Here is a 25,389-nt window from a genome sequence, read left to right as displayed (position 1 = left end):
GAGTATGGCACCGATTGCGGCGGGCGTGGTCAGCAGCTACGCCTGCGCACGAAGCTGGCTTGCGCCGCCCGCAGCAAGCTCCCCTGGCCCGCTTGCGGGAGAGGGGTGGGGAAAGGGCCGGCGCCTGACGCAGCCGACATCGTTTCACTTCGTAGAAGCTCCTGCCCTCTCCCCCGGCCCCTCTCCCGCGCGCTGTATGGACCGGGGACATGGGTAACACATGTGCCAGGACATGGGTAACAGTCCAGTCTCCAGTTTAATCGGCCTGCTGTAGGTCTATTGTGGCGACCTTTTGATGGCAGAAGTAGACGTCAAAGGTGCCGTCCAGATCCACGCGAGGGCGCAGCGCTACGGGCGTTCCGACCAAGGCTCGTCCGACCCGGAACGTCTTTCCTCGGAAGCAGATGCGCCCGCCGTCGCCTACCTTTCGCACGATGTCATTGCTGCCGTACTCGATGGGCGGGAGTTCGCGCGGCATCGCCCGTGGGCTAGGCGCATAGCGGCTTGCGGGGGTCTCCATATCCAGCGCGTGGTGGGGGCGCTTGAAGTTGTACACGTGGCGCCAATGGCTGAAGTGCTGCTGGGCATCGTCCAGATCCCGGAAACGCTGGTTGGCCAACAGCTCAGCCTGCATGGTTCGATGGAAGCGCTCGTCCTTACCGTTGGTCTGAGGATGGCCAGGTCGGCTATGACTGAGCCGCACGCCCAGGCGAATCAGCCACGCGCCCAGCGTGGTTAATGCTCGGGCACTGGGGAACCCCAGGGCGGGCCGTTGTCTGCATTGATCCGTTCGGGCAGCCCATAGCGCGCAAAAGCCATCTCTAACGCTTCCTGTACGGATTCAAACTGTTCGTTGCCCAAGGCCTTGAGCAGCACATTGAACCGGGAGTGATCGTCCAAGACCGTGAGCGGGTGGCACCTCTGCGTGTCGGTAGCGAAGTGGCCTTTGAAGTCAATTTGCCATAGTGCATTGGGCCGGTCGTGCTCGAAGCGCTGCCATGCTGTAGCGGCCGCGCTGGCGGCCGGATCGATCAAGCCATGGCGGCGCAGCACCCAATTGACTGTGCTCGGGGCGATTTGGATGCGGTGGTCGCGCTCCAGCACGCGTGCGATCTTGCGGGCGCCCCAGGCCGAATGTTCGGCTCGTATCGCTAGCACGCTCTCTTCGATGGCAGCTGGAGTTCGGCCGGGAGAGCTATGTGGCCGCCGAGTTCGGTCGTCCAGATCCTCTCGGTTCAACCACTTGTAGCCGGTCTTGCGGCTGATGCAGAAGCGGCGGCAAAGCTCCGCAATATTGGCGTCCGCCTGGCGTGCCAGGCGGACGAACTCTTCTCTTTGCTGCTTCACGGTGGTTTGGCTCCAGGGCAACGTTTTCCTCCCGCTGACTAAGCGGGAAAAGTGTTACCCATGTCCTGGCACACCTGTTACCTATGTCCCCGGTCCATACAGCGCGCGGGAGAGGGGAGCAAAACCCTGGCAGTCGGACTGGGCTCAAGCGTTCCCGAGCCGCAGCGCCGCCTCGACCGCGAGCCTGGCCCACGGCGTCATTGCCGCCGGCGATTCCAGCGCGGCGGGCGGCAGGCTGAGGTAGTGCCGCATGGTGACCTCGCGCCTGGCCGAGTGGTAGCGGAAAGGCGCGCTGCCCTCGGCGTCGAACTTGCCGCGCGTGGCGTCATCCGCCTTCAGGTAGCAGGTGCCGCCCGACACCAGCGCGAACATCAGCCCGTCATAGAACAGCCCGTGGCCCCCGAACATGCGTTTCGCGGTGACCGGGCCGATACGCGCCGCCAGCGGCCCCATCAGCTCGAGCAGGTGTTCGATGAAGGGATCGGCGCGGCACGTGGCCATGGCGCTTACAGCTTCAGCCGCTGCCAGATCGCCTTGGTCGCGCCGGCCGCGTTGAGCGTGTAGAAGTGCAGGCCCGGCACGCCAGCCGCCAGCAGGCGCTCGCACAGCGCGGTGACCACGTCCAGCCCGAAGGCGCGGATCGATTCCCGGTCGTCGCCAAAGCTTTCCAGCCGCTTGGCCACCCAGCGCGGCACTTCGGCGCCGCACATCTCGGAAAAGCGCATCAGCTGCGAGTAGTTGGTGATCGGCATGATGCCCGGCACGATCGGCACCTCCACGCCCAGCGCGCGCACGTCGTCGACAAAGCGGAAGTACGCGTCGGCGTTGTAGAAGTATTGCGTGATCGCCGAGTCGGCACCGGCCCTGACCTTGCGCACGAAGTTGTCGAGGTCATGGCGCGGCGACTTCGCCTGCGGGTGATACTCGGGGTAGGCGGCGACTTCGATATTGAACCAGTCGCCGGTCTCGGCGCGGATGAACTCGACCAGTTCGTTGGCGTAGCGGAACTCGCCGATCTCGCCCATGCCCGACGGCATGTCACCGCGCAGCGCGACGATATGGCGGATGCCGCCGTCGCGGTACTGCTGCAGGATCGCGCGGATGCTCTCGCGCGACGAGCCCACGCACGACAGGTGCGGCGCGGCCTCGATGCCTTCGCGCTGGATTTCCAGCACGGCGTCGAGCGTGCCCTGCTGCGTGGTGCCGCCGGCGCCGAACGTCACCGAGATGTACTTGGGCTTGAGCGGTGCCAGCTGCGCACGCGTGTTGCGCAGCTTCTCCGTGCCCTCCGCCGTCTTGGGCGGGAAGAATTCAAAGCTGAAGTAGCGGTCTTGCATGATGGTGGCGCACCGCGTTGGCGCGGCGCGCGAAATAAGGTCAGTCGTCGCGGTTGCCCAGCAGCAGGCTGGCCAGCAGCCACGAGATCACGCTGTACAGGATCGAGCCCAGCAAGGCCGCCCAGAAGCCGCCGACGGTAAAGCCCGACAGCAGGTTGCCGACGAACAGGAACAGCAGCGCGTTGATGACGAAGATAAACAGCCCCAGCGTCAGCAGCGTCACCGGCAGGGTCAGGATCACCAGGATCGGACGGATCAGCGTATTGACCAGGCCCAGCACCAGTGCCGCCAGCATCGCCGAGCCGAAGCTCTTGATGTGGATCGACGGGATGAGGTAGGGCAAGACGAACAGCGCGACGGCGTTGATGATCCAGACGACCAGTAGTCTCATGACGGTTCCTTGGTTGGCTTCGATGGCGTGGTTGCTCCCCTCTCCCATTCAAGGGAGAGGGGTCGGGCGAGAGGGCCGGCGCATCTCGATTCGAGGCGCCAGGCTTCGTTGAGGCTCCTGCCCTCTCCCCCTGCCCCTCTCCCGCACGCGGGAGAGGGGAGTTGCTACCTCGCTGCGCGCATCAATAGCGGTAGTGATCCGCCTTGTACGGCCCTTCCTTCTTCACGCCGATGTACGCGGCCTGCTGCTCGGTCAGCTCGGTCAGCTGCGCGTTGAGCTTGCGCAGCTGCAGGCGCGCGACCTTCTCGTCCAGATGCTTGGGCAGCGTGTAGACGCCGACCGGGTACTTGCCGCTGTCGCGTTCCTGCCAGAGCTCGATCTGGGCGATGGTCTGGTTGGCGAACGAGCTGCTCATCACGTACGACGGATGGCCGGTGGCGCAGCCCAGGTTCACCAGGCGGCCCTTGGCCAGGATGATCAGCTTCTTGCCGTCGGGGAACTTGACGTGGTCGACCTGCGGCTTGATCTCGTCCCACTCGTACTTCTCGATCGAGGCGATGTCGATCTCGTTGTCGAAGTGGCCGATATTGCAGACGATGGCCTGGTCCTTCATCTTCGCCATGTGCTCATGGGTGATGACGTGGTAGTTGCCGGTGCAGGTGACGAAGATATCGCCATGCTCGGCGGCGTAGTCCATGGTGACCACGCGGTAGCCTTCCATCGCGGCCTGCAGCGCGCAGATCGGGTCGATCTCGGTGACCCACACCTGCGCCGACAGCGCGCGCAGCGCCTGCGCGCTGCCCTTGCCCACGTCGCCGTAGCCGGCGACCACGGCGATCTTGCCGGCGATCATCACGTCGGTGGCGCGCTTGATGCCGTCGACCAGCGATTCGCGGCAGCCGTACAGGTTGTCGAACTTGCTCTTGGTGACCGAGTCGTTGACGTTGATCGCGGGGAAGCGCAGCTCGCCCTTCTGCGCCATCTGGTACAGGCGGTGCACCCCGGTGGTGGTTTCCTCGGTCACGCCGCGGATGGCTGCCAGGTTGCGGCTGTACCACGACGGGTCACTGGCCAGCTTTTCCTTGATCGCGGCGAACAGGAAGGTTTCTTCCTCGCTGCCCGGGTTGGCGATCACCGATTGGTCCTTCTCGGCGCGCGCCCCGAGGTGCAGCAGCAGCGTGGCGTCCCCGCCGTCGTCGAGAATCATGTTGGGCGTGCCACCGTCGGCCCAGTCGAAGATGCGGTGCGTGAAGTCCCAGTATTCCTTCAGCGATTCGCCCTTGAAGGCGAACACCGGCGTGCCGCCCGCGGCGATCGCGGCGGCGGCGTGGTCCTGGGTCGAGAAGATGTTGCACGAGGCCCAGCGCACGTCGGCGCCCAGCGCCTGCAGCGTCTCGATCAGCACCGCGGTCTGGATCGTCATGTGCAGCGAGCCGGCAATGCGCGCGCCCTTGAGCGGCTGCGCGGCGGCGAATTCATCGCGGATCGCCATCAGGCCGGGCATCTCGGTCTCTGCAATGGCGATTTCCTTGCGGCCCCAGCCGGCCAGGTTGATGTCGGCGACCAGGTAGTCGTGCTTCAGGTCGGTCACAGCGTTCATGTTTCACTCCCGGTGAAGAGTGGCACGCAGTTGACGAGTACGGGAATCTGGCGGCCGTGCATGGCGCTCGGGCTCATGCGAAGCACGCGGATAGGTCGACTCGCTTCCGTGCGGACCACGGATCAGCGAGCGCCGTTGAAGACAGTCCGAGCCTGGCGGATGGCAGGGGCGGCTGTGCCGCCGGCCGCGCGATGTGCTGCGCGAGCCGCCATCCGTTGCAACGCTCCTCGGAGTGGCGGTATTGTAGCGTGCCCGGAAGCCTTGCGCACCGGCCCTCCTTGATTTCCGCACAGATGATTCCAACGCCACCCCGCACCCTGACCATCGCCGGCTCCGACTCCGGCGGCGGCGCCGGCATCCAGGCCGACCTGAAGACCTTTTCCGCGCTGGGCTGCTTCGGCATGAGCGCGATCACCGCGATCACCGCGCAGAACACGCTGGGCGTGACCGGCGTGCATGCGATCCCGGCCGACATGGTGGCCGCGCAGATCGACGCGGTCGCCGGCGATATCGGCGTGGACGCGGCCAAGACCGGCATGCTGGGCACCGCCGCCATCGTCGAGGCCGTGGCCGCGGCGGCGGACCGGCATGGCATCCGCAAGCTGGTGGTGGATCCGGTGATGATCTCGACCTCCGGCGCGACGCTGTCGGACGACGCCACCACGCAGGCCATGGTGCGGCTGCTGTTCCCGCGCGCGCTGCTGGTCACGCCCAACCTGCCGGAAGCCTCCTACCTGCTGGGCCGCAAGATCGCGCGCCGCGCCGACATGGAGCAGGCCGCCGCCGACCTGATCGCGATGGGCTGCCCGGCGGTGCTGCTCAAGGGCGGCCACCTCGAAGACGATGGCGCGGCAGGCATCGCCGGCGGGCTGGACGATCTGCTGATGCTCAAGGACGGCACCGTGCGCGTGTTCACGCACCCGCGCGTCGAAACCCGCAATTTGCACGGCACCGGCTGCACGCTGGCGGCGGCAATCGCCTCGCAACTGGCGCGTGGCGATGCGCTGGAAGATGCGGCGGGCAAGGCCCTGGATTATGTGGCGCAGGCCATTGCGGCCGGCGCGGGATTGCGGCTGGGCAGCGGTAATGGCCCGCTGAACCACGCTTTCGCGCCGCGTGCGCTGGGTTGAGCGGCAGATGCAGAGGCTTGCCGATATCGATCTGCGCAGCGACCCCGACGCGGCCTTCTACCTCAAGCATGAAGTCGTCGAGGTGACGTTCGCCACCGAGGCTGGCGAGCTGGTCAGCCGCGAAGGCCCCAACCGCTACCAGCCCGGCGATGCGCTGATCACCAGCGCCACCGGCGACCGCTGGTGCGTGTCGCGCGACCGCTTCGACCCCAAGTACGAAGCCATCCCGCCGCTGGCGCATGGACAGGACGGCGCCTATCGCAACAAACCGATCCCGGTGCTGGCGCGCGAGATGCGCGAGGCCTTCAGCATCGAGCGCAGCGCCGGTGGCGACGTGCTGCACGGCAAGCCGGGCGACTGGCTGATGCAATACGCGCCCGGCGACTATGGCATCACCGAGCGCGCCAGATTCGAACAGGTGTACCGGCCGCTGCAGGACTGAGCGGCCTGGTTTTCAGGCGGGAATCAGTTGCCGCCGCTGGACAGCGGCACCAGCTTGAACGCGGCCCGCGCCACGCACACCACGGTGCCGGCCGCGTCCTTCACCTCGCCTTCGCAGAAGGCGATGCGCGCGCCGCGGCGCAGGCAGCGCGCTTCCAGCGTCAGCTCGCCGCGCGCGGCGGCCAGGAAGTGGGTCGACATGTCGATGGTGATCACGCCGGTTTCCGTGGGCGCGTGCGAGCGCGCCGCGCCGCTCAGCGTGAAGTCCAGCGTCGCCATCAGCGTGCCGCCGTGCACGTCGCCGCGGCTGTTCACCAGTTGCGGGTGCGCCGGCAGCCGCGTGCGGCAGTAGCCCTCTTCGATCAACTCCGGCTGCAGGCCGAAATAACGCATCAGCGGCACGTCGATGCCGAAATAGGGCTTTTCAGGCGTGCCGGGCGCGGCGGGGACGATTGCGGGGAGCTGGGTCGACATGGTGCGCGATGCTGGGTGGATGGCGGGGAATGCTGCCCGACATCATAGCGGCGGGGTCCGGTTCGATTCCCGCGCTGGGCGAATGTCGCACAAATCTTGGCGACGCGGTGCACATCACCGGGTGCGGATTGCTCCCCTCTCCCGCGAGCGGGAGAGGGGCTGGGGAGAGGGCCGGAGCATCGACGAAGTGCGATGGCACAACGAGGCGCTGCCCTCTCCCCCGCCCCTCTCTCAAAGGGAGAGGGGAACAAAACCACTGGCGCAGAGAGCCTGCCGCATCGCCACGCGCTGCCGCAATCCGGCGGCGCGCTGTGCTGCCAGCGCCTCTGACAGCAACGGGCAAAGCTCCCTGCCGTCCAGCAGCCGAAACCCCATCGAGGCATAGAACGGCGCATTCCAGGGCAAATGCGCGAACGTGGTCAGGTTCAGCGTCTGCAGTCCGCTCGCCCGGGCCCAGCCCTGCACGGTCCCGACCAGCGCGCGCCCGATGCCGCGCCGGCCATGGTCCGGATGCACGTCCATTTCATCGAGATAGCCGCATGCGCCATTGCGGCTGGCCAGTGCGAAGCCGGCGACTTCGCCGCCATGGTCGGCCACCCACAGCCGCCCTTCGCGCTGCGCCGCGACCAGCGCCGAGTCCGGCGTGCTGACCAGGCGCAGCAGCGCAGGCACGTCGCCCTCCGGAAACAGCGCCGCCGCCGCCAGTTCGATCTCGGGCAGGCGCGGCAGGTCATCCGCCTGTGCCAGGCGAATGCGCGGGGCGGCCACGGCGCGCTCAGCCGGCCGGGAACAGGCTGACCAGGCGGGCCACCGCGGCCGGCACGTCGTCGGCCTCGGTGACGGCGCGCACCACGGCGGCGCTGCCAACACCCACGGCGAGCACTTCGCGCATATTCGTCGCATTGACGCCGCCGATGCCGACCAGCGACGGGATCACCGGCTGCATCAGCTTTGCGTACGCACGGAAGCGGCCCATGCCTTGCGGCTGCGTCGGCATCACCTTGGTCGTGGTCGGGAAGATCGCGCCCAGCGCCAGGTAGCTCGGGCGGATCGCCGCGACGCGCAGCATCTCGGCGTAACCGTGCGTGGAAACGCCCAGCCGCAGGCCGGACGCGCGGATCGCATCGAGGTCGGCGTCGTCGAGGTCTTCCTGGCCGAGGTGGATGCCGTAGATGCCGCTTTGCGCGCCGTTGGCGGCGTGGTAGTCGATCACCGCCTGCCAGTGGTCGTTGATGAACAGGCGCGACGACGAGCCCTGCATGGCCCTGGCCGCGCGCGCGATCTCGGCGCGCACCGCGGCGGGATCGTCGGACTTGAAGCGCAGTTGCACCGTCGGCACGTTCAACGGGGCCAGGCGCTCGATCCATCCGGCGCTCGGCACCACCACATACAGGCCCAGGGGGGGGCACGGCGCAAACGGCTCTACGGCCTGCTCCGGCGTCACCAGCGCGGCATGGCGCACGTGCGGGAAACGCGCGAAATCCGATGGCCAGTCGGCCGAGCCCGGCGCCCAGGCGCGCGCCAGCGCCAACGCGTCATGCGCGGGGAAATGCAGCGACAGGCTCGCCAGCAGCACCGCGACGAACGCGGCCGAATGCGGCTGGTCACTGTCCGCGGCAACCGAGAACACCCAGGTGCCCATCGGCGAGCGCACCGTGTCGATCCACTGGCCGCCTTCGCGGTCGGTCTCGATCAGCGTGGCGCCGCTGGCCGCGACGCGTGTGATGACTTCCTCGGCGGCTTCGCCGTCGGACAGCAGCACATCGTGCGCGCCGGGCTGCGCGGGCGCGTCTTCCAGGCGCCAGGCCTGCCACGGCTTGTCGTCGATGCCGAAGGTCTCGCCATAGTGTTCCAGCACTGCCGCGCGCAACGGACCGTCGCTGGGGGCATGGACGGGGCGGCGGGTCATGCGCGTTGCTCCGTGTCTGCGTGCCAGAACGGCATGCCGACCACCGGCGTGCTGGCCTGCGCCACTTCGCGCTCGGGCATCGGCCCGGCCAGGTAGGCGGTGCGGCCCGCGGCCACGGCCTGGGCGAACGCGCGTGCCATGTCGACCGGGTAGGCGGCCTGCGCCACCGCGGTGTTGAGCAGCACGCCGTCGTAGCCCCACTCCAGCACCTGCGCCGCATGCGACGGCAGGCCCAGGCCGGCATCGACGATCAGCGGCGTATCCGGCAGGCGCTCGCGCAGCACGCGCATCGCATGCGGGTTGACCGCGCCGCGGCCGGTGCCGATCGGCGCGGCCCAAGGCATCAGCGCCTGGCAGCCGACGTCGAGCAGGCGGCGGCACAGCACCAGGTCTTCGGTGCAATACGGCAGCACCTTGAAGCCTTCCTTGATCAGGGTCTCGGCCACCGCCGGCAGGTTGAGCGTGTCGGGCTGCAGGGTGTAGTCGTCGCCGATCAGCTCGAGCTTGATCCACGGCGTCTCGAACACCTCGCGCGCCATCATCGCGGTGGTGATGACCTCGTGCGCGGTAAAGCAGCCGGCGGTGTTGGGCAGCACCGGCACGTTCAGCGCCTTGAGCATCTGCCAGAACGCCTGGCCGCCCTCGCCGTCGCCCACCGCGCCCTGGCGGCGCAGCGCGACCGTGATCATGGCCGGCGCGGATGCCTGCACGGCCGCTTCAAGCGTGGCCGGCGACGGATAGCGCGCGGTGCCCAGCAGCAGGCGCGAGCCGAACGACTCGCCATACAGCACGAACGGGTCGCGCAGGGTTGCGGAAGGTTCGAAGGTCATGGGTCAGCCTCCCGTCACGGGTTGCACGAGGTCGATGCGGTCGCCGGCCGCAAGAGGGGTGTTGGCGTGCGCGGCGCGCGGCACGAACTGGCCGTTGACCGCCGCGGCAAAGGGGGGCGCGATCTGCGCCGCGCTCACCGCGTCCGCCAGCGTGGCGGGTTCGGCAAGGGCAAGCGGTCGGCCGTTGAGCAGGATATCCATGTCAGTCTTGCATTAATGCAGCGTGCCGGAGCGCGCGCCAACGATGGGCGCCGGCGCTTCGGTCACCGCCTCGATCATACCGGGCCAGCGCAGCGCGGCCGGCACGGCATGCGCGGCGGGATCGCCGTTGAGCAGCGCGCCCACCACCGCGCACGCCGCCTCGGTCACCGCCGGGGCGATCAGGAAGCCATGGCGGTACAGACCGTTGACGCGCACCACGCGCGCGTGCTGGTCGACGCGGATCGCCGGCAGGTGGTCGGGGCGGGTCGGACGGCGCTGCACGTTCAGCTCCAGCACGCGCGCCTCGCCGAAGGCCGGGTGCAGCGAATGCGCCGCCGACAGCAGCTCCAGCGCGGAACGCACGCTCATCGGCGAATCGTCCTCGCTTTCCAGCTCGGTCGCGCCGATCACATACAGGTCGTTGGGCTTGGGCGCGATATAGATCGGATAGCGCGGATGCAGCAGGCGCACCGGGCGGTGCAGCTTCACGTCGGGCGCATGCACGCGCACCACTTCGCCGCGCAGCCCGCGCAGGCCCGGCTGGCTGCCACCCGGCTGCGCCGGCCAGGCGCTGCGTGCCCCCAGGCCGCGGCAGTCCAGCACCACGTTGGCGTGGATGCCGAGCTGGGGCAGCGAGCCGGCATCGACCTCGCCCGCCTCCCACACGCAATGCACGCCTTCGCTGACCGCGCACGACAGCAGCGCGCGCAGCGCGCCGCGGTTGTCGAGCTGGCCTTCGCCGGCCAGCAGCAGTCCCTGCGGAAAGCGGCCCGCCAGCGCCGGCTCGACCTCGCCCACGCCCTTGCCGTCGAGCGCGCGCAGCCGCTGCGCCACCAGCTCCGGCGGCGCCACCGCGCGCACGCGGCTGGTGAACAGCGACATCTCGGCGCGGTCGCGCGCATGCCAGACCACCAGCGTGCCGTCTTCCTGGAAAAAAACCGGCTCCGGCAGCTCGGCCAGCCACGCGCGCCACAGATCGACACTGGCGATGCCGAGGTCGACGATGCGGCGCTCGGCGATGGCCGACTCGGCCAGCGGCGCCAGCATGGCCGCCGCCACGTAGGCGGCCGAACCCGCGCCGTCCGGCCCGGCCCGCTCCACCAGCGCCACGCGGGCGCCGCCGCGTACCAGCAACCAGGCGGCCAGGCGGCCGGCAAGGCCGGCACCGAGGATGGCGACGTCAAACGACTGCACTGCTGTCATGAGGGTGTTGTGCCGGGCGCGCCATGCGGCCGCGTCCGGCCTCCTTGTTATCGGTGCCGCCGCGCGGGGCGCTGCGCGGCGGCGGATCTTGCGCGGGCATGGCTTGCGAGGCCATGCCCGTCCTGCCGTGGCTTCGGCAGAATTTCTGCAACTGCCTTACGAGTAGATCTTGCTGCCCTTCTTCAGGAACTCGATCGACTTTTCTTCCATGCCCTGCTGCGCTTCCCTGGGCAGCGAGGCCGCGTAGTCGCGCACTTCCTGCGTGATCTTCATCGAGCAGAACTTCGGCCCGCACATCGAGCAGAAGTGGGCGATCTTGGCGCCCTCGGCCGGCAGCGTGGCGTCGTGGTACGAGCGCGCGCGTTCCGGGTCGAGGCCCAGGTTGAACTGGTCTTCCCAGCGGAACTCGAAGCGCGCCTTGGACAGCGCGTTGTCGCGCAGCTGCGCGCCCGGCCAGCCCTTGGCAAGGTCAGCCGCGTGGGCGGCGATCTTGTAGGTGATGATGCCCTCGCGCACGTCTTCCTTGTCCGGCAGGCCCAGGTGCTCCTTGGGCGTGACATAGCACAGCATGGCCGTGCCCATCCAGCCGATATTGGCCGCGCCGATGCCGCTGGTGATGTGGTCGTAGCCCGGGGCGATATCGGTGACCAGCGGTCCCAGGGTGTAGAACGGCGCCTCGTAGCAATGCTTGAGTTCTTCGTCCATGTTGGCCTGGATGCGCTGCAGCGGCACGTGGCCCGGGCCTTCGATCATCACCTGCACGTCATGCTGCCACGCCTTCGCGGTCAGCTCGCCGAGCGTGCGCAGTTCGCCGAACTGGGCATCGTCGTTGGAGTCGGCGATGCAGCCCGGACGCAGGCCGTCGCCGAGGCTGAACGACACGTCATAGGCCTTCATGATCTCGCAGATCTCGTCAAAGTGCGTGTACAGGAAGTTTTCCTTGTGATGCGCCAGGCACCACTTGGCCATGATCGAACCGCCACGCGACACGATGCCGGTGACGCGGTCGGCCGTCAGCGGCACGTAGCGCAGCAGCACGCCGGCGTGGATGGTGAAGTAGTCGACGCCCTGCTCCGCCTGCTCGATCAGCGTGTCGCGGAACATCTCCCAGGTCAGGTCCTCGGCGATGCCGCCGGTCTTGTCCAGGGCCTGGTAGATCGGCACCGTGCCGATGGGCACCGGCGAGTTGCGCAGGATCCATTCACGGGTTTCGTGGATGTGCTTGCCGGTGGACAGGTCCATGATGGTGTCGGCGCCCCAGCGGATCGACCACACCATCTTTTCCACTTCCTCGGCAAGCGACGAGGTCACCGCCGAGTTGCCCAGGTTGCCGTTGATCTTGACGCGGAAATTGCGCCCGATCGCCATCGGCTCCAGCTCGGTGTGGTTGATGTTGGCGGGAATGATCGCGCGGCCCGAGGCGATTTCCTGGCGCACGAATTCGGGCGTGATGTCTTCCGGACGCAGCGGCAGGCCGGCGCCCAGCGCATTGCCGGGGTGCTGGCGCAGCAGCGCCCTGTATTCGGGCTTGTCGTACAGCGCCTGCAGGTTCAGCGATTCGCGCAGGGCCACGTATTCCATTTCCGGCGTGATGATGCCCTTGCGCGCATAGTGCATCTGCGACACGTTGGCACCGGCCTTGGCGCGGCGCGGGTTGGTCAGCTGGGCAAAGCGCAGGTGCGCGGTGGCCGGGTCGTTGGCACGGTCGCGACCGTATTCCGACGACAGGCCGGGCAGCACCTCGGTGTCGCCGCGCTCTTCGATCCACTTGGCGCGCACCGGCGGCAGGCCGGCCTTCAGATCGATATGCACGTCCGGATCGCTGTACGGGCCCGAAGTGTCATACACCGGGATCGGCGGGTTGGGCATCTCGCCCTTCTCGGTGCGCGTGGAGGTCTGCAGGATCGTGCGCAGCGGCACGCGGATGTCCGGGCGGGTGCCGGTCAGGTAGGTCTTGCTCGAAGCCGGGTAGGCGAATTTCTGGTCGAGATCGCTTTCGAGCGATTCGAAGGATGCAGCGGGGGCAGTACGGGCCATGGGTGTCGTCCTCTCTCTCTTGCGGGGTGGACGAAACCAGGAGCCCTGTGAGCGCCGCCTGGGCTTGTGGCCGGAGGGGCGAGTCCCGGAGGGACAAGAGGCTTGGTCTTGCTGAAACTTCCCACGCCGGTACTACCCGGATCGGGTTCGAAGGGACTCTCTCAGCCGCGCGGCCCATCCGCACGGCACCCCTGTTTCATCCAACGGGGTGAATTTAAGCACAGAGCACCGGTGGGCGCCAGTGCCAGTTCCGCGCGGCTGGTGGTGCCACAGCTTTGCGCTCAGGTATCGAATCGTGCATGGTGCAGCGCAAAAATCAGCATAAAGCGCATCAACACGCACTCAAACACCTGTCCCGTGCCCTACCATGCAAGCAAACGGCAAGCATCGAACCGATCCAGGAGACACCCATCATGACCGACGCCGCCACGCACCGCGTCTTCAACCAGGTGCCCGACCTTGCGCACTACAACCTCTTCGGCAGCGATCCCATTGTCCGCGCCGCGCTGGAACGGCTCGGCGGCGGCTGGCATGCCGCGGCGCTGGCGCAGTTCGGCGCGCGGCTGGGCGAGTCGGAAGTGCAGCAATGGGCGTCCGACGCGAATCGCCATACCCCCGAGCTGCATACCCACAGCCGCACCGGCGAGCGCATCGATACGGTCGAGTTCCACCCCGGCTGGCACGCCTTGCTGGGTCTGCTGCGCAGCCAGCAGCTGCAGGCCCTGCCCTTCGCGCAGCCGCGTGCGGGCGCCTGGGCGGCGCGCACCGCGGGCTACTTCCTGCAGGCTCAGGTGGAATCGGGATCGCTGTGTCCGCCCACCATGACCTTTGCCAGCATCCCCGTGCTGCGCAAGGAAGCCGCGCTGTTCGCCGAGCTGGAGCCGCGCCTCTATGCGACCGAGCATGATGCGCGCGACCTGCCATGGCGCGACAAGACCGCGATCATGATCGGCATGGGCATGACCGAGAAGCAAGGCGGTTCCGACGTGCGCGCCAACACCACCGTGGCGCGCCCGGTGCGCGGCGAAGGCCGCGGCGCGGAATACGCGCTGACCGGCCACAAGTGGTTCTTCTCCGCGCCGATGTGCGATGCGCACCTGGTGGTGGCGCGCATGGGCGCCGAAGACGGTCCGCTGTCGTGCTTCTTCGTGCCGCGCTTTCGCGATGATGGCAGCCGCAACGCGGTGCAGATCCAGCGGCTCAAGGACAAGCTCGGCAACCGCTCCAATGCCAGCAGCGAAGTCGAGTTCCGCGACGCCACCGGCATCCTGGTCGGCGAGGAAGGCCGCGGCATCCCGACCATCATCGAGATGGCCACCAGCACGCGGCTGGACTGCGTGATCGGCAGCGCGGCGATCCTGCGCGCGGCCTACGTGCAGGCGCTGCATCACGCGCGCCACCGCAGCGCCTTCGGCCGCCTGCTGTGCGACCAGCCGCTGATGCGCAACGTGCTGGCGGACCTGGCGCTGGAATCCGAAGCCGCCACGCTGCTGATGATGGAACTGGGCCACGCCTTCGCGCAGGCCGAGGGCGACAACCCCGACCCGCTCGCCGCCGCATGGAAGCGCGTGGTCACGCCCGCGGCCAAGTTCTGGGTGTGCAAGCGCACGCTCGAAGCCACCGGCGAAGCGATGGAAGTCTGGGGCGGCAATGGTTATGTCGAAGAGGGCCCGATGGCGCGGTTGTACCGCGAGGCGCCGGTCAATTCGATCTGGGAAGGCTCGGGCAACATCATGTGCCTGGACGTGCTGCGCGCGCTCCAGCGCAATCCGGACGATGGCGCGCGCCTGCTGCAGGACCTGTCGCGCCGCGCCGGCGGCCACCCGGCGGTGCGCGCCGAACTGGCCTCGCTGCAGGCCATGCTGCGCGAGAACGCCGACCAGCTCGAAGCCAGCGCGCGCCGCTTTGCGCAGGGCCTGGTGCTGACCGCGCAGGCGGCGCTGATGCTGGCGCATGCCGATCCCGCGCACGCCGAGCTGTTCGTCGCCAGCCGGCTCGGGCGCCAGCACGGGCGCGTGTTCGGCACGCTGGACGCCGATGCCGACGCGCTCGGCCGGGTGGCGTCGCGCGGCTTCGAGGGCTAGGCCTCCATCGACTCCAGCACCCGCAGCATCACCCGCGGCGCGTAGCGGATCAGGTCGTGCGCGCGCTCGCCGATCATGATCGCGGGCGCATTGGTGTTGCCGCCGATCAGCGTGGGCATCACCGAGGCATCGACCACGCGCAAGCCTTCCACGCCGCGCACGCGCAGCTGGGGATCCACCACCGCCATCGCATCCATGCCCATGCGGCAGGTGCCGACCGGATGGTAGATGGTGTCGGCGCGCGCGCGGATCAGCTCGCGCACGGCGGCATCGTCGCTGCCATCGGCGCGCAGGCCGGCCGTATAGAGTTCGCGCCCGCCGAAGCAGGCCAGCTGCGGCTGCGCCAGGATGCTGCGCACGATGCGCACGCCGGCCACCATGTCGTCGAGGTCGCGCGCGTCGCTGAGGTATTTCGGATCGATCAGCGGCGCGCGCCGGATATCGGCCGCGGCCAGGCGGACCACCCCGCGGCTGCGCGGACGCAGCAGGCAGACATGGCAGGAATAGCCATGACCGAGATTCAGCTTGCGCATATGGTCGTCCGCCAGGCCGACCACGAAATGCAGCTGCAGGTCGGGCTCGGGCAGTGCCGGGTGGCTGCGCACGAAGCCGCCGGCCTCGGCGAAGTTGCTCGACATCATGCCGGCGCGCTCGCGCCGGTAGCGCAGCATTTCGGCCAGCAGCCGCGCCAGGCCGCCGAACGACACGCCGAACAGCTCGGGCACGGCGGTGCGCTTGTGCAGCACCACGTCGAGATGGTCCTGCAGGTTGGCGCCCACGCCGGGCAGGTCATGGACCACGTCGATGGCGTGCTCGCGCAGGTGCGCGGCGGGTCCGACGCCCGAGACCATCAGCAGCTGCGGCGAGCCGAACGTGCCCGCGCACACGATCACGTCGCGACGCGCGCGCAGCAGCTGCTGGCGGCCATCACGCTGCACCAGCACCCCGGCGGCGTGGCGGCCTTCGAAGACGATGCGCAGGGCCTGGGTGTCGGTCAGCACGCGCAGCCGGGACCGGCCGCCATTGCAGGCGCGGTCGCGCGCGTTGCCGCCGTGCAGGTAGGCGCGCGCGGCATTCCAGCGCTCGCCCGCATGCTGCGTGACCTGGTACCAGCCGATGCCCTCCTGCTCTTCGCCGTTGAAATCGTCGTTGCGCGGGTAGCCGGCCTGCTGCGCGGCCTCGATGAAGCGCTCGGCGAAGGGGTTGGGCGTGCGCAGGTCGCTGACATGCAGCGGGCCGTTGCCGCCGTGCAGCGGATCATCGTCGCTGCCCGCCAGGCGCTCGTTGCATTCGGCGCGGCGGAAGTACGGCAGCACGTCGTCCCAGGACCAGCCATCGCAGCCGGCGTCGGCCCAGGCATCGTAGTCGGCGGGCCGGCCGCGCGTGTAGATCATGGCGTTGATCGACGAGCAGCCGCCCAGCCCGCGCCCGCGCGGCTGGTAGCCACGGCGGCCGTTCAGGCCCGGCTGCGGCACGGTGTGGAAGCCATAGTTGCGCGCGCCCGCGCGCGGCAGCATCGCGGCCAGCGCGGCGGGTGTGCGCACCAGCACATGGTGGTCGTGGTGCCCGGCCTCGACCAGCGCAATGGTGTCGTCGCCGCTGTCGGCCAGGCGCCCCGCCAGCGCACAGCCCGCCGAGCCCGCGCCGACGATGACGTAGTCATAGGTGGTTTCCATCTGTCTCCCCGCGATTCCGCAGGCGGCGCGCATGCGTGAGCCGGGCTGCGCCGGCGCGCGCGCCCTGTCCGTCCAGCGGATGGCAAGCCGTGAGATTCAGTGTAGGCGCTGGCTCAGCCGCTGGAAAAGGGCGGCGGCACCCAAATGCGCGGGCATGCCGGACGGGCGTTTGAATCGGCCTTCTGGTAGGACGCTTCGATTGTGCTGGCTGGCGCCCTGCCTTATCGTGCGCGATGGTGCGCCAATGTGCGCGCAAATCCAGGAGCGCAGCCATGCGAGAAGTTCCCGACCTGTCGTCCGTCTTCGGTGCCATGCATGCCGCCTCGCGGCGTGACCAGCTGCCCGCCTGGAGCGTGCGCGCCGATCGCCTGCAGCGCCTGCGGCGCCTGGTGACCGAAAACCGGGCCGGCATTGCCGCGGCGATCCATGCCGATTTCACCAACCGCCCGCGCCAGGAAACCGCGCTGCTGGAGGTGTTCCCAAGCGTCGCGGGCATCGACGATGCCCTGCGCCACGGCAAGCGCTGGATGCGCGTGCGGCGCGCGCCGACCGGGTTCTGGTTCCGCCCGGGACGCTCGCGGCTGGTGCCGCAGCCGCTCGGCGTGGTGGGCATCGTGGTGCCCTGGAACTACCCGCTGTACCTGACCATCGGGCCGCTCGCCGGCGCGCTGGCGGCAGGCAACCGCGCCATGGTGAAGCTGTCGGAATACACGCCGCGCTTCGCCGCGCTGTTTGCGCAACTGGTGACGCAGCACTTTGCGCCGGACGAGATCATGGTGGTCAACGGCGATGCCGAAGTGGCCAGCGCCTTCACCGCGTTGCCGTTCGACCACCTGCTGTTCACCGGCTCGACCGTGGTGGGCCACCATGTGATGTGCGCGGCGGCCACCAACCTGACCCCGGTGACGCTGGAGCTGGGCGGCAAGTCGCCGGCCATCGTCGGCGCCGGGGCCGACCTGGAGCGCGCGGTGGAGCGCATCCTGGTGGGCAAGCTGATGAACGCGGGCCAGACCTGCATCGCGCCGGATTACGTGCTGGTGCCGGCGGACCTGCGGGATCAGCTGGCGGAGGCGGCGCGCCGCTGCGTCGGCCGGCTCTATCCCGACCTGGCGCGCAACCCCGACTACACCAGCATCATCAGCCCGCGGCATTTCGCGCGGCTGGCAGCGCTGGTCGACGAGGCCGCCGCGCAAGGCGCGACCGTGGTGCCGCTGTCGCAGGCGCAGCCCGACGCGCAGGCGCGGCGCCTGCCGCCGGTGCTGCTGCTGGACGTGCCCGCAGGCGTGACCGCGATGCGCGAGGAAATCTTCGGGCCGGTGCTGCCGGTGGTGAGCTACCGCACGCTCGACGATGCCGTGGACTACATCAACGCGCGCCCGCGCCCGCTGGCGCTGTACGTTTTCGAGCGCGACCGCGGCGCCATCAACCATGTGATCAAGCAGACCGTCGCCGGCGGCGTTACCGTCAACGACACCCTGTTCCATATCGCCCAGGACGGCCTGCCGTTCGGCGGCGTCGGCGCCAGCGGCATGGGCGCGTACCACGGGCAGGCGGGCTTCGATACGTTTTCGAAGGTGAAGCCGGTGTTCCACCAGGCCAGCCTGAACGGCGCCGGCCTGCTCAAGCCGCCTTACGGCAAGACCTTCGAAACGATGCTGCGGCTGCTGCTGCGATAAGGCTGCGCCAAGACCGCGTCAAGGCCGCGTCAAGACCGCTCACGCGCGGGCCGCGCTCACGACACCAGCATCGGCCGCCCGAGCATGCGCGACAACACTGCCTCGGGCGAATGGGTGTGATCCGAAATCGCCTGCGGCGCCAGGTAGATGGTCTGCTCCATCATCGCGCGCCCGCGCATCGCGGCGTGCAGCAACTGGTCGCTGAAGACGATCCAGGTCGCACCCGGCGGGAAGTGGAATTCCTGCTGCGGCACGTTGGCCTGGTAGTCCAGGTCGGCCTTGGCCAGGTCATGCAGCTGCAGCATGCGGTGGTCGTATTCCGAGCGCTTGCGCTTGGTGATATGCAGCAGCTTCATCAGCGCCGCCTGCCCCGGCCACATGCCGTGGGTCTTGGGCACGAACTTCTGCGCAAAGTCGCCGAACGGCTCGCCCACGCGCCACACGCGCGGCGCGGCCGGGTCGATATTGTGGAACACGCGCAACAGGCGCTTGCCCAGCATCGGGTTGGACGGGAACGAATCGACGTGCAGGCGGGTGTCGTCCTTGCGCCAGCTGACCGGGCGCCCTGCAATCTCGCTGGGCCGCAGCGAGGTGCCGGCGCGGGTCATGTGGGGAATGTATTCCGGGAACAGCGTGCGGATCAGCGACTCGCTGCTGTCGGCGTAGCGGCGGATCAGCGTGTAGAGGTCGGACAGGTCCTGCTCGGTGCCCTGCGCGCCGCGCACCGCGGTGTCGTCGGCGCGCAGGTTGATGTTCTTGGACTTGCCGTCGGAATAACGGCTGTCGAGGAAGCGCTCTTCGCCCGGCTGGAACTCGAATTTCAGGTTGGGGAAGTAAAGCACGGCGCCTTGCTCAAGCTCGCGGCGCAGGATGGCGCGTTCCTCCGGGGTGACCTGCGGGGCCCAGTCGGCATAGGGCTGCGGGCGGATCAGGTCGAGGCTGCCGGCGGCTGCGGAGCGGGTCGGCGTGGTGGCAGTGGCAACGGCTGGTGCAGCGGGCATGGGAGTCCTCTGGGGACGGGGTCCCCGGGCAAGGAATTTTGGTGGTTGGGGGATTTTACTATTGTGGGGAGGGTGGAGGATGGGGCGCAATCCTTCACTGGGGTTGGTCGCTGTTGGTGACATGCTGTCGGCATTTGAACCGCTGGGTTCCGCCCTGCTGGGCGGGTCACTTTTTGGCCGAGCGCCAAAAAGTAACCAAAAAGCGCGTTTACGGCCCTGCGGGCGGCATGTTTATCGTAGTGTGCCTGGGGGGTTTCGTACGGGGCGGGGCTTCCTCACATAGCGGGACTGCCTGCCGCGGGGGTGCGCGACCGTGGCAGGGGCGTTGGAAGGATGGTTGAACGAGCCCAGAGCGCGGAGTGGCCGCCTGCTGCTGGCGTTGTCGCAGGAACGCCTGCGGCTGCTGCGCCGTCAGTATCGCGGGGCGTGGGCCCCGGCACCGAACGCGTCGCTGCGCTCGCTTGGCGCCGCCGGCCCGTGAGGGGCTGGCAACAGCGCACAGGGTCTTCGGTTGCGTTCGCGCAAACGCCGAATGCCCGCCAGCGCCATCGAGCCTGCGCAGCAGCCGTCCCCGCGATACGGCCGGCAGCAGGCTGCCTACACCTTCATTGGGATTGTTCAATAGTGGGTCATCGCAGGCACCGCCCCTGACTCACATAGCGTAGCAGGGCCGAACGGGCACCCACGCCCAAACGGAAAGCACCACCGCCCGAACCGCCAACACCGTCAAATTGATTGCCAGCCGCACAGGCGACGCGCTTTTTGGTTACTTTTTGGCGCTCGGCCAAAAAGTGACCCGCCCGGCAGGGAGGAACCCAGCGGTTCAAACGCCGACAGCATGTCACCAACACCGACCACCGACCACCGACAAGCACCCAGCACCCAGCACCCAGCACCCAGCAACCAAAAATCAAAAAACCCCACCAACCCTTACAAGCCGGCGGGGCATACCGAAGTCCAAACTCCCGAAGTACCTCTTACAACCCAGCCGCCGCACGCAGCGCAGCTGCCTTGTCCGTAGCCTCCCAGGAGAACTCCGGCTCTTCGCGACCGAAGTGCCCGTAGGCAGCCGTCTTCTCATAAATCGGCCGCAGCAGATCCAGCATCTGCACGATGCCCTTCGGCCGCAGGTCGAAATGCTCCTGCACCAGCTCCGCGATCTTGGCGTCCGGAATCTTGCCGGTGCCTTCGGTATAGACCGTCACGTTGATCGGCCGCGCCACGCCGATGGCGTAGCTGACCTGCACCTGGCACTGCCGTGCCAGGCCCGAGGCCACCACGTTCTTGGCCACATAGCGCGCCGCGTAGGCAGCCGAGCGGTCGACCTTGGACGGGTCCTTGCCCGAGAACGCGCCGCCGCCGTGCGGCGAGGCGCCGCCGTAGGTGTCGACGATGATCTTGCGCCCGGTCAGGCCGCAGTCGCCCTGCGGCCCGCCGATCACGAAGCGCCCGGTCGGGTTCACCAGGTACTTGGTTTCCTTGAGCATCTCCGCCGGCAGCACCGGCTTGATGATCTCCTCGATCACGGCCTCGCGGATTTGCGCCTGGGTGATGTCCGGGGCATGCTGGGTCGACAGCACCACGGTGTCCACGCTGTGCGGCTTGCCGTCGACATAGCGCACCGTGACCTGCGACTTAGCGTCCGGGCGCAGCCACGACAGGCGGCCGTCGCGGCGCAGCTGCGACTGGCGCTCGACCAGGCGGTGCGCGTAGTAGATCGGGAACGGCATCAGTTCCGGGGTCTCGTCGCAGGCATAGCCGAACATCAGGCCCTGGTCGCCGGCGCCCTGGTTCAGGTAGTCGTCCGAGGCGCGGTCCACGCCCTGGGCGATGTCGGGCGACTGCTTGTCATAGGCCACCAGCACGGCGCAGCCCTTGTAGTCGATGCCGTAATCGGTGTTGTCGTACCCGATGCGCTTGATGGTGTCGCGCGCGATCTGGATATAGTCGACGTTGGCGGTCGTGGTGATTTCCCCGGCCAGCACCACCAGACCGGTGTTGCAAAGCGTCTCAGCTGCCACACGCGCATACTTGTCCTGCGCCAGGATGGCGTCGAGGACGGCGTCGGAAATCTGGTCGGCGACCTTGTCGGGATGGCCTTCGGAGACGGATTCCGAAGTAAAAAGGAAGTCGTTTGCCACGAACTTATTCTCCAGGTTGGCTATTGCGTGCCAGCCTGTTCGGTTCATGGCGGCGACGCTTTAGCGGTATTTCAGGCAGCCCGGTTAGAGCCGCATCGCCCCGCAAGTTGTCAGTTAACTCGGCGATACACGCTATTATACGCGCCTGCAGGCGCCGTTGCAGCGCCACGGGGGTGCGGTACGACACCTTGCCGCCATGCCGGACCAACGCCTGCCTGCCCGTCTGATCCCGGCACAGACCCGGCGGCGGACCTGCCCAGACCCCGTTTTTCCACGCCTGATGACTTTTTTATTCTGGCTGATCTCCCGTTTTCCGCTGCGGCTGCTGCAGGCCGCGGGCGGCGCGCTGGGCCTGCTGATGGCACGGCTGCCAGGCCGCTATGGCCAGCGCCTGCGGGAGAATTTCCGGCTTGCATTCCCTGATGCCACCGAGGCGATGATCGACGAAGCCGCCCGCTCGGCCGGGCGCATGATCATCGAGATGCCCTACTTCTGGAGCCGCAGCAAGATCGGCGCGAAGCTTTACGGCTTTGACGACCACCTGTGGCCCGAGCTGGGCGCCCTGCAGGCGCGCGGCAAGGGCATCATCATCCTGACCCCGCACCTGGGCTGCTTCGAGGTGCTGCCGCAATCCCACGCGCTGCACCGCCCGGTGACCGCGCTGTTCAAGCCGCCGCACCAGCCGTGGCTGCGCGACTGGATCGAAAAGATGCGCACTCGGCCCAACATGCATATGGCGCCGGCGACGCCGCGCGGCGTGCGCATGCTGGTGAAGGCGCTCAAGCGCGGCCAGGCGGTCGGCATCCTGCCCGACCAGGTGCCCAGCGGCGGCGAAGGCAACTGGGCACCGTTCTTCGGCAAGCCCGCCTACACCATGGCGCTGGTGCACCGGCTGCAGCAACTGACCGGCGCGCCGGTGGTGGCGGTCTTTGCCGAGCGGCTGCCGCGCGGCGCCGGCTATCGCGGCCATCTGCGCGTGATCGAAGACGGCGGCATGCTGCCGGGCGATCCGGCCGCCGCCGCCGCGGTCATCAACCGCACCATCGAAGAACTGGTGCGCCTGTGCCCGACGCAATACCTGTGGGGCTACAACCGCTACAAGCAACCCGCCGGCGCGGGCACCCCTGACATGCCGGGCACCATGGACAGCGATACCGGGCCGGCCACCGATCGATCGACCCCATGAGCCGTGTGTTCACGTGGCTCGGCATCGGCCTGCTGACCGTGCTGGGCAAACTGCCCTATCCCTTCGTCGCGCGCTTCGGCGAGGCGCTGGGCAGCCTGCTGTACCGGGTCCCCAGCGAGCGGCGCAAGGTGGTGCAGGCCAACCTGCGCCTGTGCTTCCCTGACCGCACCGAGGCCGAGATCGACGCGCTGTCGCGCCAGAGCTTTCGCCTCCTGTTCCGCAGCTTTGCCGAGCGCGGCATCTTCTGGACCGGCAGCGAGGCGCAGATGCGCCGCTGGGTGCAGATCGACGACCACGCCGGGCTGGCCGAGCTCGACGGCACGCCGCATATCCTGGTCACGCTGCACCTGTCGGGCGTGGAAGCCGGTGCGATCCGGCTCACCATCCACTTGCGCGAGCATGTCGGCCGCTCCGGCGCATCGCTCTATACGAAGCAGAAGAACGCGCTGTTCGACGGCTTTCTCAAGCAGGCGCGCGGGCGCTTCGGCGCCAACATGATCTCGCGCAACGACAGCGCGCGCGACATCCTGCGCTGCCTGAAGAAGGGCGAAGCGCTGCAGCTGATCGCCGACATGGACTTCGGCGAGCGCGATTCGGAATTCGTGCCGTTCTTCGGCGTGCAGGCGCTGACGCTGACCTCGGTCTCGCGCCTGGCGCGCCTGACCGGCGCCAGGGTGGTGCCCATCTACACCGAGATGCTGCCCGACTACCAGGGTTACGTGCTGCGCGTGCTGCCGGCGTGGGAGGACTACCCGGGCGCCAGTGTGACCGACGACACGCGCCGCATGAACGCCTTCTTCGAGGACTGCATCCGTCCGCGCGTGCCTGAGTATTATTGGGTGCACAAGCGCTTCAAGCACCGCCTGCCGGGCGAGCCCGAGATCTACTGAGCGCCCGGCAGGTCCGGCGCCGCGCCGCTACAATCCCCACCATGAAACTCAAGTTCACCAAGATGCATGGCGCGGGCAACGACTTTGTCGTGCTCGACGGCATCCACCAGCACATCGACCTGACCCCGGCGCAATGGCGCGCGCTCGCCAGCCGGCATTTCGGCGTGGGCGCGGACCAGATCCTGATCGTCGAGAAGCCGACGCGCCCGGACGTCGATTTCCGCTACCGCATTGTCAATGCCGATGGCAGCGAGGTCGAGCACTGCGGCAATGGCGCGCGCTGCTTCGTGCGCTTCGTCACCGAACAGGGCATGACCGACAAGCGTTCGGTGCGCGTCGAGGTGATGAACGGCGTGATCACGCTGACGCTGCAGGACGATGGCCAGGTCACGGTGGACATGGGCGCGCCCGAGTTGGAACCGGCGCGCGTGCCGTTCCGCGCGCAGGGCCTGCCCACGCATGCCGAAGGCGCCGACACGCTGTACGGCCTCGAGGTCAACGGCCGCACCGAATGGATCTCGGCGGTGTCGATGGGCAACCCGCATGCGGTGCAGGTGGTGGACGACGTCGAGAACTTCCCGGTGCTGCAGGACGGCCCGGTGATCGAACACCATCCGGCCTTCCCCAACCGCGTCAATGCCGGCTTCATGCAGGTCGAGGACCGCCACGCCATCCGCCTGCGCGTCTACGAGCGCGGCGCCGGCGAGACCCTGGCGTGCGGCACCGGCGCCTGCGCGGCGGTGGTGGCCGGCATCCGGCGCGGCCTGCTGGACTCGCCGGTGCGGGTCCACACCCATGGCGGCGAGTTGACCATTGCCTGGGACGGCGGCGCCGCACCGGTGCGCATGACCGGCCCGGCCACCACGGTGTTCGAAGGCAGCATTGACCTGGCGGCCCTGCCGGCCTGACCATAGGGGCTGCGCGCCCCTTGTCCCCATCCCGCCTTGCAGCGCAGTCACGGGGCGCCCGATTCCCTGATCCCGCAGATCATCGCGAATGGAGCGCCCATGCCGCTGGACGATTTCCGCATCACCTCGGGCAAGCAATTCCGCCTTGCCGACTTCGACCCGGGCAGCAAGCCGCTGTCATGCGGCAAGAAAGAGGAAGACCTGGCCCGCATCATCGAGCTGAGCAACGCGCTCGACGCGCAGCAGGACATCTTCTATGCCGAGCACCGCCGCAAGCTGCTGGTGGTGCTGCAGGGCATGGACACCAGCGGCAAGGACGGCACCGTGCGCAGCGTGTTCCGCAGCTTCGATCCGCTGGGCATCCGCGTGGTGGGTTTCAAGGCGCCGTCGCCCGAGGAGCTGGCGCGCGATTTCCTCTGGCGCATCCACCTGCAGGTGCCGAAGTCGGGCGAGATCGTCGTCTTCAACCGCAGCCACTACGAAGACGTGCTGATCACGCGCGTGCACGACTGGATCGACGCCGCCGAGTGCCAACGGCGCTTGCGCCAGATCCGCGAATTCGAGTCGATGCTGACCGAGACCGGCACTACCATCATCAAGTGCTTCCTGCATATTTCGCGCGACGAGCAGAAGTCGCGGCTCGAGGCGCGCCTGGCGGACCCCGAGAAGCACTGGAAATTCGATACCCAGGATCTTGCCGAGCGCAAGCACTGGAAGGCCTACATGGACGCCTACGAGGCCGCCATCATGGCCACCAGCACACCCGAGTGCCCCTGGTACGTGGTCCCGGCCGATTCCAAGACGCACCGCAACCTGATGGTGGCGGAGATCATGACCCAGGTGTTCGCGGACCTGAAGCCGGCCTATCCGCCGGCGCGTCCGGAACTGGCCACGGTCAAGGTCGACTGAGCCCGCGCGCCGCCGTGC

23 protein-coding genes, 1 pseudogene and 2 riboswitches are annotated in these 25,389 nt (G+C 68.2%); of the genes and pseudogenes, 9 read left to right on the top strand and 15 right to left on the bottom strand.

Annotated elements, in window-relative coordinates:
- Window positions 1–256 precede the first annotated feature (256 nt).
- The 5 genes and pseudogenes from CBM2586_RS01070 to ahcY form a co-directional block, all read right to left on the bottom strand.
- Window positions 257–1,368: pseudogene (locus CBM2586_RS01070) on the bottom strand (IS481 family transposase).
- 123 nt (window positions 1,369–1,491) lie between these two features.
- Window positions 1,492–1,848, bottom strand: coding sequence for a TfoX/Sxy family protein (locus CBM2586_RS01065; RefSeq protein WP_115663248.1), 357 nt, complete (start codon window positions 1,846–1,848; stop codon window positions 1,492–1,494).
- Window positions 1,849–1,853: 5 nt separating this feature from the next.
- Window positions 1,854–2,684 carry a methylenetetrahydrofolate reductase [NAD(P)H] gene (metF, locus tag CBM2586_RS01060; RefSeq protein WP_111521693.1) on the bottom strand — a complete coding sequence of 277 codons (831 nt, stop codon included), beginning with the start codon at window positions 2,682–2,684 and terminating at the stop codon, window positions 1,854–1,856.
- Between the two features lie 40 nt (window positions 2,685–2,724).
- Window positions 2,725–3,075: a phage holin family protein gene (locus CBM2586_RS01055; protein WP_115663249.1), complete on the bottom strand. Its 351-nt coding sequence runs from the start codon at window positions 3,073–3,075 to the stop codon at window positions 2,725–2,727.
- A gap of 181 nt (window positions 3,076–3,256) precedes the next feature.
- Window positions 3,257–4,675: an adenosylhomocysteinase gene (gene ahcY, locus CBM2586_RS01050; RefSeq protein ID WP_115663250.1), complete on the bottom strand. Its 1,419-nt coding sequence runs from the start codon at window positions 4,673–4,675 to the stop codon at window positions 3,257–3,259.
- Window positions 4,676–4,795: 120 nt separating this feature from the next.
- A riboswitch (S-adenosyl-L-homocysteine riboswitch) is annotated at window positions 4,796–4,910 on the bottom strand.
- 58 nt (window positions 4,911–4,968) lie between these two features.
- Between ahcY and thiD the strand changes: the two genes are divergently transcribed.
- Both thiD and CBM2586_RS01040 read left to right on the top strand, forming a co-directional pair.
- Window positions 4,969–5,805 carry a bifunctional hydroxymethylpyrimidine kinase/phosphomethylpyrimidine kinase gene (thiD, locus tag CBM2586_RS01045; protein ID WP_172587047.1) on the top strand — a complete coding sequence of 279 codons (837 nt, stop codon included), beginning with the start codon at window positions 4,969–4,971 and terminating at the stop codon, window positions 5,803–5,805.
- 7 nt (window positions 5,806–5,812) lie between these two features.
- Window positions 5,813–6,247 carry a PGDYG domain-containing protein gene (locus CBM2586_RS01040; RefSeq protein ID WP_115686649.1) on the top strand — a complete coding sequence of 145 codons (435 nt, stop codon included), beginning with the start codon at window positions 5,813–5,815 and terminating at the stop codon, window positions 6,245–6,247.
- 23 nt (window positions 6,248–6,270) lie between these two features.
- Here the strand turns inward: CBM2586_RS01040 and CBM2586_RS01035 are convergent, their stop codons facing one another.
- The 7 genes from CBM2586_RS01035 to thiC all read right to left on the bottom strand — a co-directional run bounded on the left by CBM2586_RS01035 (window position 6,271) and on the right by thiC (window position 12,900).
- Complete coding sequence (locus tag CBM2586_RS01035; protein ID WP_115663254.1) at window positions 6,271–6,720, bottom strand: PaaI family thioesterase; 450 nt, start codon at window positions 6,718–6,720, stop codon at window positions 6,271–6,273.
- Window positions 6,721–6,951: 231 nt separating this feature from the next.
- Window positions 6,952–7,488 carry a GNAT family N-acetyltransferase gene (locus CBM2586_RS01030; RefSeq protein ID WP_115686648.1) on the bottom strand — a complete coding sequence of 179 codons (537 nt, stop codon included), beginning with the start codon at window positions 7,486–7,488 and terminating at the stop codon, window positions 6,952–6,954.
- Window positions 7,489–7,495: 7 nt separating this feature from the next.
- Window positions 7,496–8,629, bottom strand: coding sequence for a thiamine phosphate synthase (locus tag CBM2586_RS01025; protein ID WP_115663256.1), 1,134 nt, complete (start codon window positions 8,627–8,629; stop codon window positions 7,496–7,498).
- Window positions 8,626–9,459 (bottom strand): thiazole synthase, encoded by an 834-nt coding sequence (locus tag CBM2586_RS01020; protein ID WP_115686647.1) that lies wholly within the window; start codon window positions 9,457–9,459, stop codon window positions 8,626–8,628. Before CBM2586_RS01020 ends, CBM2586_RS01025 begins: the two co-directional genes overlap by 4 nt.
- 3 nt (window positions 9,460–9,462) lie before the next feature.
- Window positions 9,463–9,660, bottom strand: a complete 198-nt coding sequence (gene thiS, locus CBM2586_RS01015; protein WP_115686646.1) for a sulfur carrier protein ThiS — start codon at window positions 9,658–9,660, stop codon at window positions 9,463–9,465.
- A gap of 12 nt (window positions 9,661–9,672) precedes the next feature.
- Window positions 9,673–10,863: an FAD-dependent oxidoreductase gene (locus CBM2586_RS01010; protein WP_115686645.1), complete on the bottom strand. Its 1,191-nt coding sequence runs from the start codon at window positions 10,861–10,863 to the stop codon at window positions 9,673–9,675.
- A gap of 156 nt (window positions 10,864–11,019) precedes the next feature.
- Window positions 11,020–12,900 (bottom strand): phosphomethylpyrimidine synthase ThiC, encoded by a 1,881-nt coding sequence (thiC, locus tag CBM2586_RS01005; protein WP_115686644.1) that lies wholly within the window; start codon window positions 12,898–12,900, stop codon window positions 11,020–11,022.
- Window positions 12,901–13,001: 101 nt separating this feature from the next.
- A riboswitch (TPP riboswitch) is annotated at window positions 13,002–13,103 on the bottom strand.
- A gap of 210 nt (window positions 13,104–13,313) precedes the next feature.
- Between thiC and CBM2586_RS01000 the strand changes: the two genes are divergently transcribed.
- The gene (locus tag CBM2586_RS01000; RefSeq protein ID WP_115686643.1) at window positions 13,314–14,984 is read left to right on the top strand and encodes an acyl-CoA dehydrogenase family protein; all 1,671 of its coding nucleotides are present in this window, start codon (window positions 13,314–13,316) and stop codon (window positions 14,982–14,984) included.
- Here CBM2586_RS01000 and CBM2586_RS00995 read toward each other — a convergent pair.
- Complete coding sequence (locus tag CBM2586_RS00995) at window positions 14,981–16,660, bottom strand: GMC family oxidoreductase (RefSeq protein WP_115686642.1); 1,680 nt, start codon at window positions 16,658–16,660, stop codon at window positions 14,981–14,983. The genes CBM2586_RS01000 and CBM2586_RS00995 overlap by 4 nt on opposite strands.
- A 272-nt stretch (window positions 16,661–16,932) precedes the next feature.
- Here CBM2586_RS00995 and CBM2586_RS00990 point away from each other — a divergent pair, with 272 nt between their 5' ends.
- Window positions 16,933–18,336, top strand: a complete 1,404-nt coding sequence (locus tag CBM2586_RS00990; RefSeq protein ID WP_115686641.1) for a coniferyl aldehyde dehydrogenase — start codon at window positions 16,933–16,935, stop codon at window positions 18,334–18,336.
- 56 nt (window positions 18,337–18,392) lie between these two features.
- On the opposite strand, the gene CBM2586_RS00985 is transcribed toward CBM2586_RS00990, so the two are convergent.
- Window positions 18,393–19,337, bottom strand: coding sequence for a Kdo hydroxylase family protein (locus tag CBM2586_RS00985; RefSeq protein ID WP_115686640.1), 945 nt, complete (start codon window positions 19,335–19,337; stop codon window positions 18,393–18,395).
- A gap of 337 nt (window positions 19,338–19,674) precedes the next feature.
- Here CBM2586_RS00985 and CBM2586_RS00980 point away from each other — a divergent pair, with 337 nt between their 5' ends.
- Entirely contained in the window at window positions 19,675–19,818 is a 144-nt protein-coding gene (locus tag CBM2586_RS00980; protein ID WP_172583290.1) for a hypothetical protein, read from the top strand.
- A gap of 496 nt (window positions 19,819–20,314) precedes the next feature.
- On the opposite strand, the gene metK is transcribed toward CBM2586_RS00980, so the two are convergent.
- Window positions 20,315–21,478: a methionine adenosyltransferase gene (gene metK / locus CBM2586_RS00975; protein ID WP_115663264.1), complete on the bottom strand. Its 1,164-nt coding sequence runs from the start codon at window positions 21,476–21,478 to the stop codon at window positions 20,315–20,317.
- 280 nt (window positions 21,479–21,758) lie between these two features.
- Here metK and CBM2586_RS00970 point away from each other — a divergent pair, with 280 nt between their 5' ends.
- The 4 genes from CBM2586_RS00970 to CBM2586_RS00955 all read left to right on the top strand — a co-directional run bounded on the left by CBM2586_RS00970 (window position 21,759) and on the right by CBM2586_RS00955 (window position 25,371).
- Window positions 21,759–22,664, top strand: coding sequence for a lysophospholipid acyltransferase family protein (locus tag CBM2586_RS00970; protein WP_115663265.1), 906 nt, complete (start codon window positions 21,759–21,761; stop codon window positions 22,662–22,664).
- A complete protein-coding gene (locus CBM2586_RS00965) occupies window positions 22,661–23,554 on the top strand; it encodes a lipid A biosynthesis lauroyl acyltransferase (protein ID WP_115686638.1) in 894 nt (297 codons plus the stop codon). Before CBM2586_RS00970 ends, CBM2586_RS00965 begins: the two co-directional genes overlap by 4 nt.
- Window positions 23,555–23,595: 41 nt before the next feature.
- Window positions 23,596–24,462 carry a diaminopimelate epimerase gene (dapF, locus tag CBM2586_RS00960; protein ID WP_115686637.1) on the top strand — a complete coding sequence of 289 codons (867 nt, stop codon included), beginning with the start codon at window positions 23,596–23,598 and terminating at the stop codon, window positions 24,460–24,462.
- Between the two features lie 99 nt (window positions 24,463–24,561).
- Window positions 24,562–25,371 (top strand): polyphosphate kinase 2 family protein, encoded by an 810-nt coding sequence (locus CBM2586_RS00955; RefSeq protein ID WP_115663268.1) that lies wholly within the window; start codon window positions 24,562–24,564, stop codon window positions 25,369–25,371.
- Window positions 25,372–25,389 lie beyond the last annotated feature (18 nt).

The sequence above is a fragment of the Cupriavidus taiwanensis genome, assembly GCF_900250115.1.
Classification (GTDB): Bacteria; Pseudomonadota; Gammaproteobacteria; order Burkholderiales; family Burkholderiaceae; genus Cupriavidus; species Cupriavidus taiwanensis_B.
Note: the sequence above shows the minus strand (reverse complement) of the source record. Positions and strands in the feature narration are given on the sequence as shown.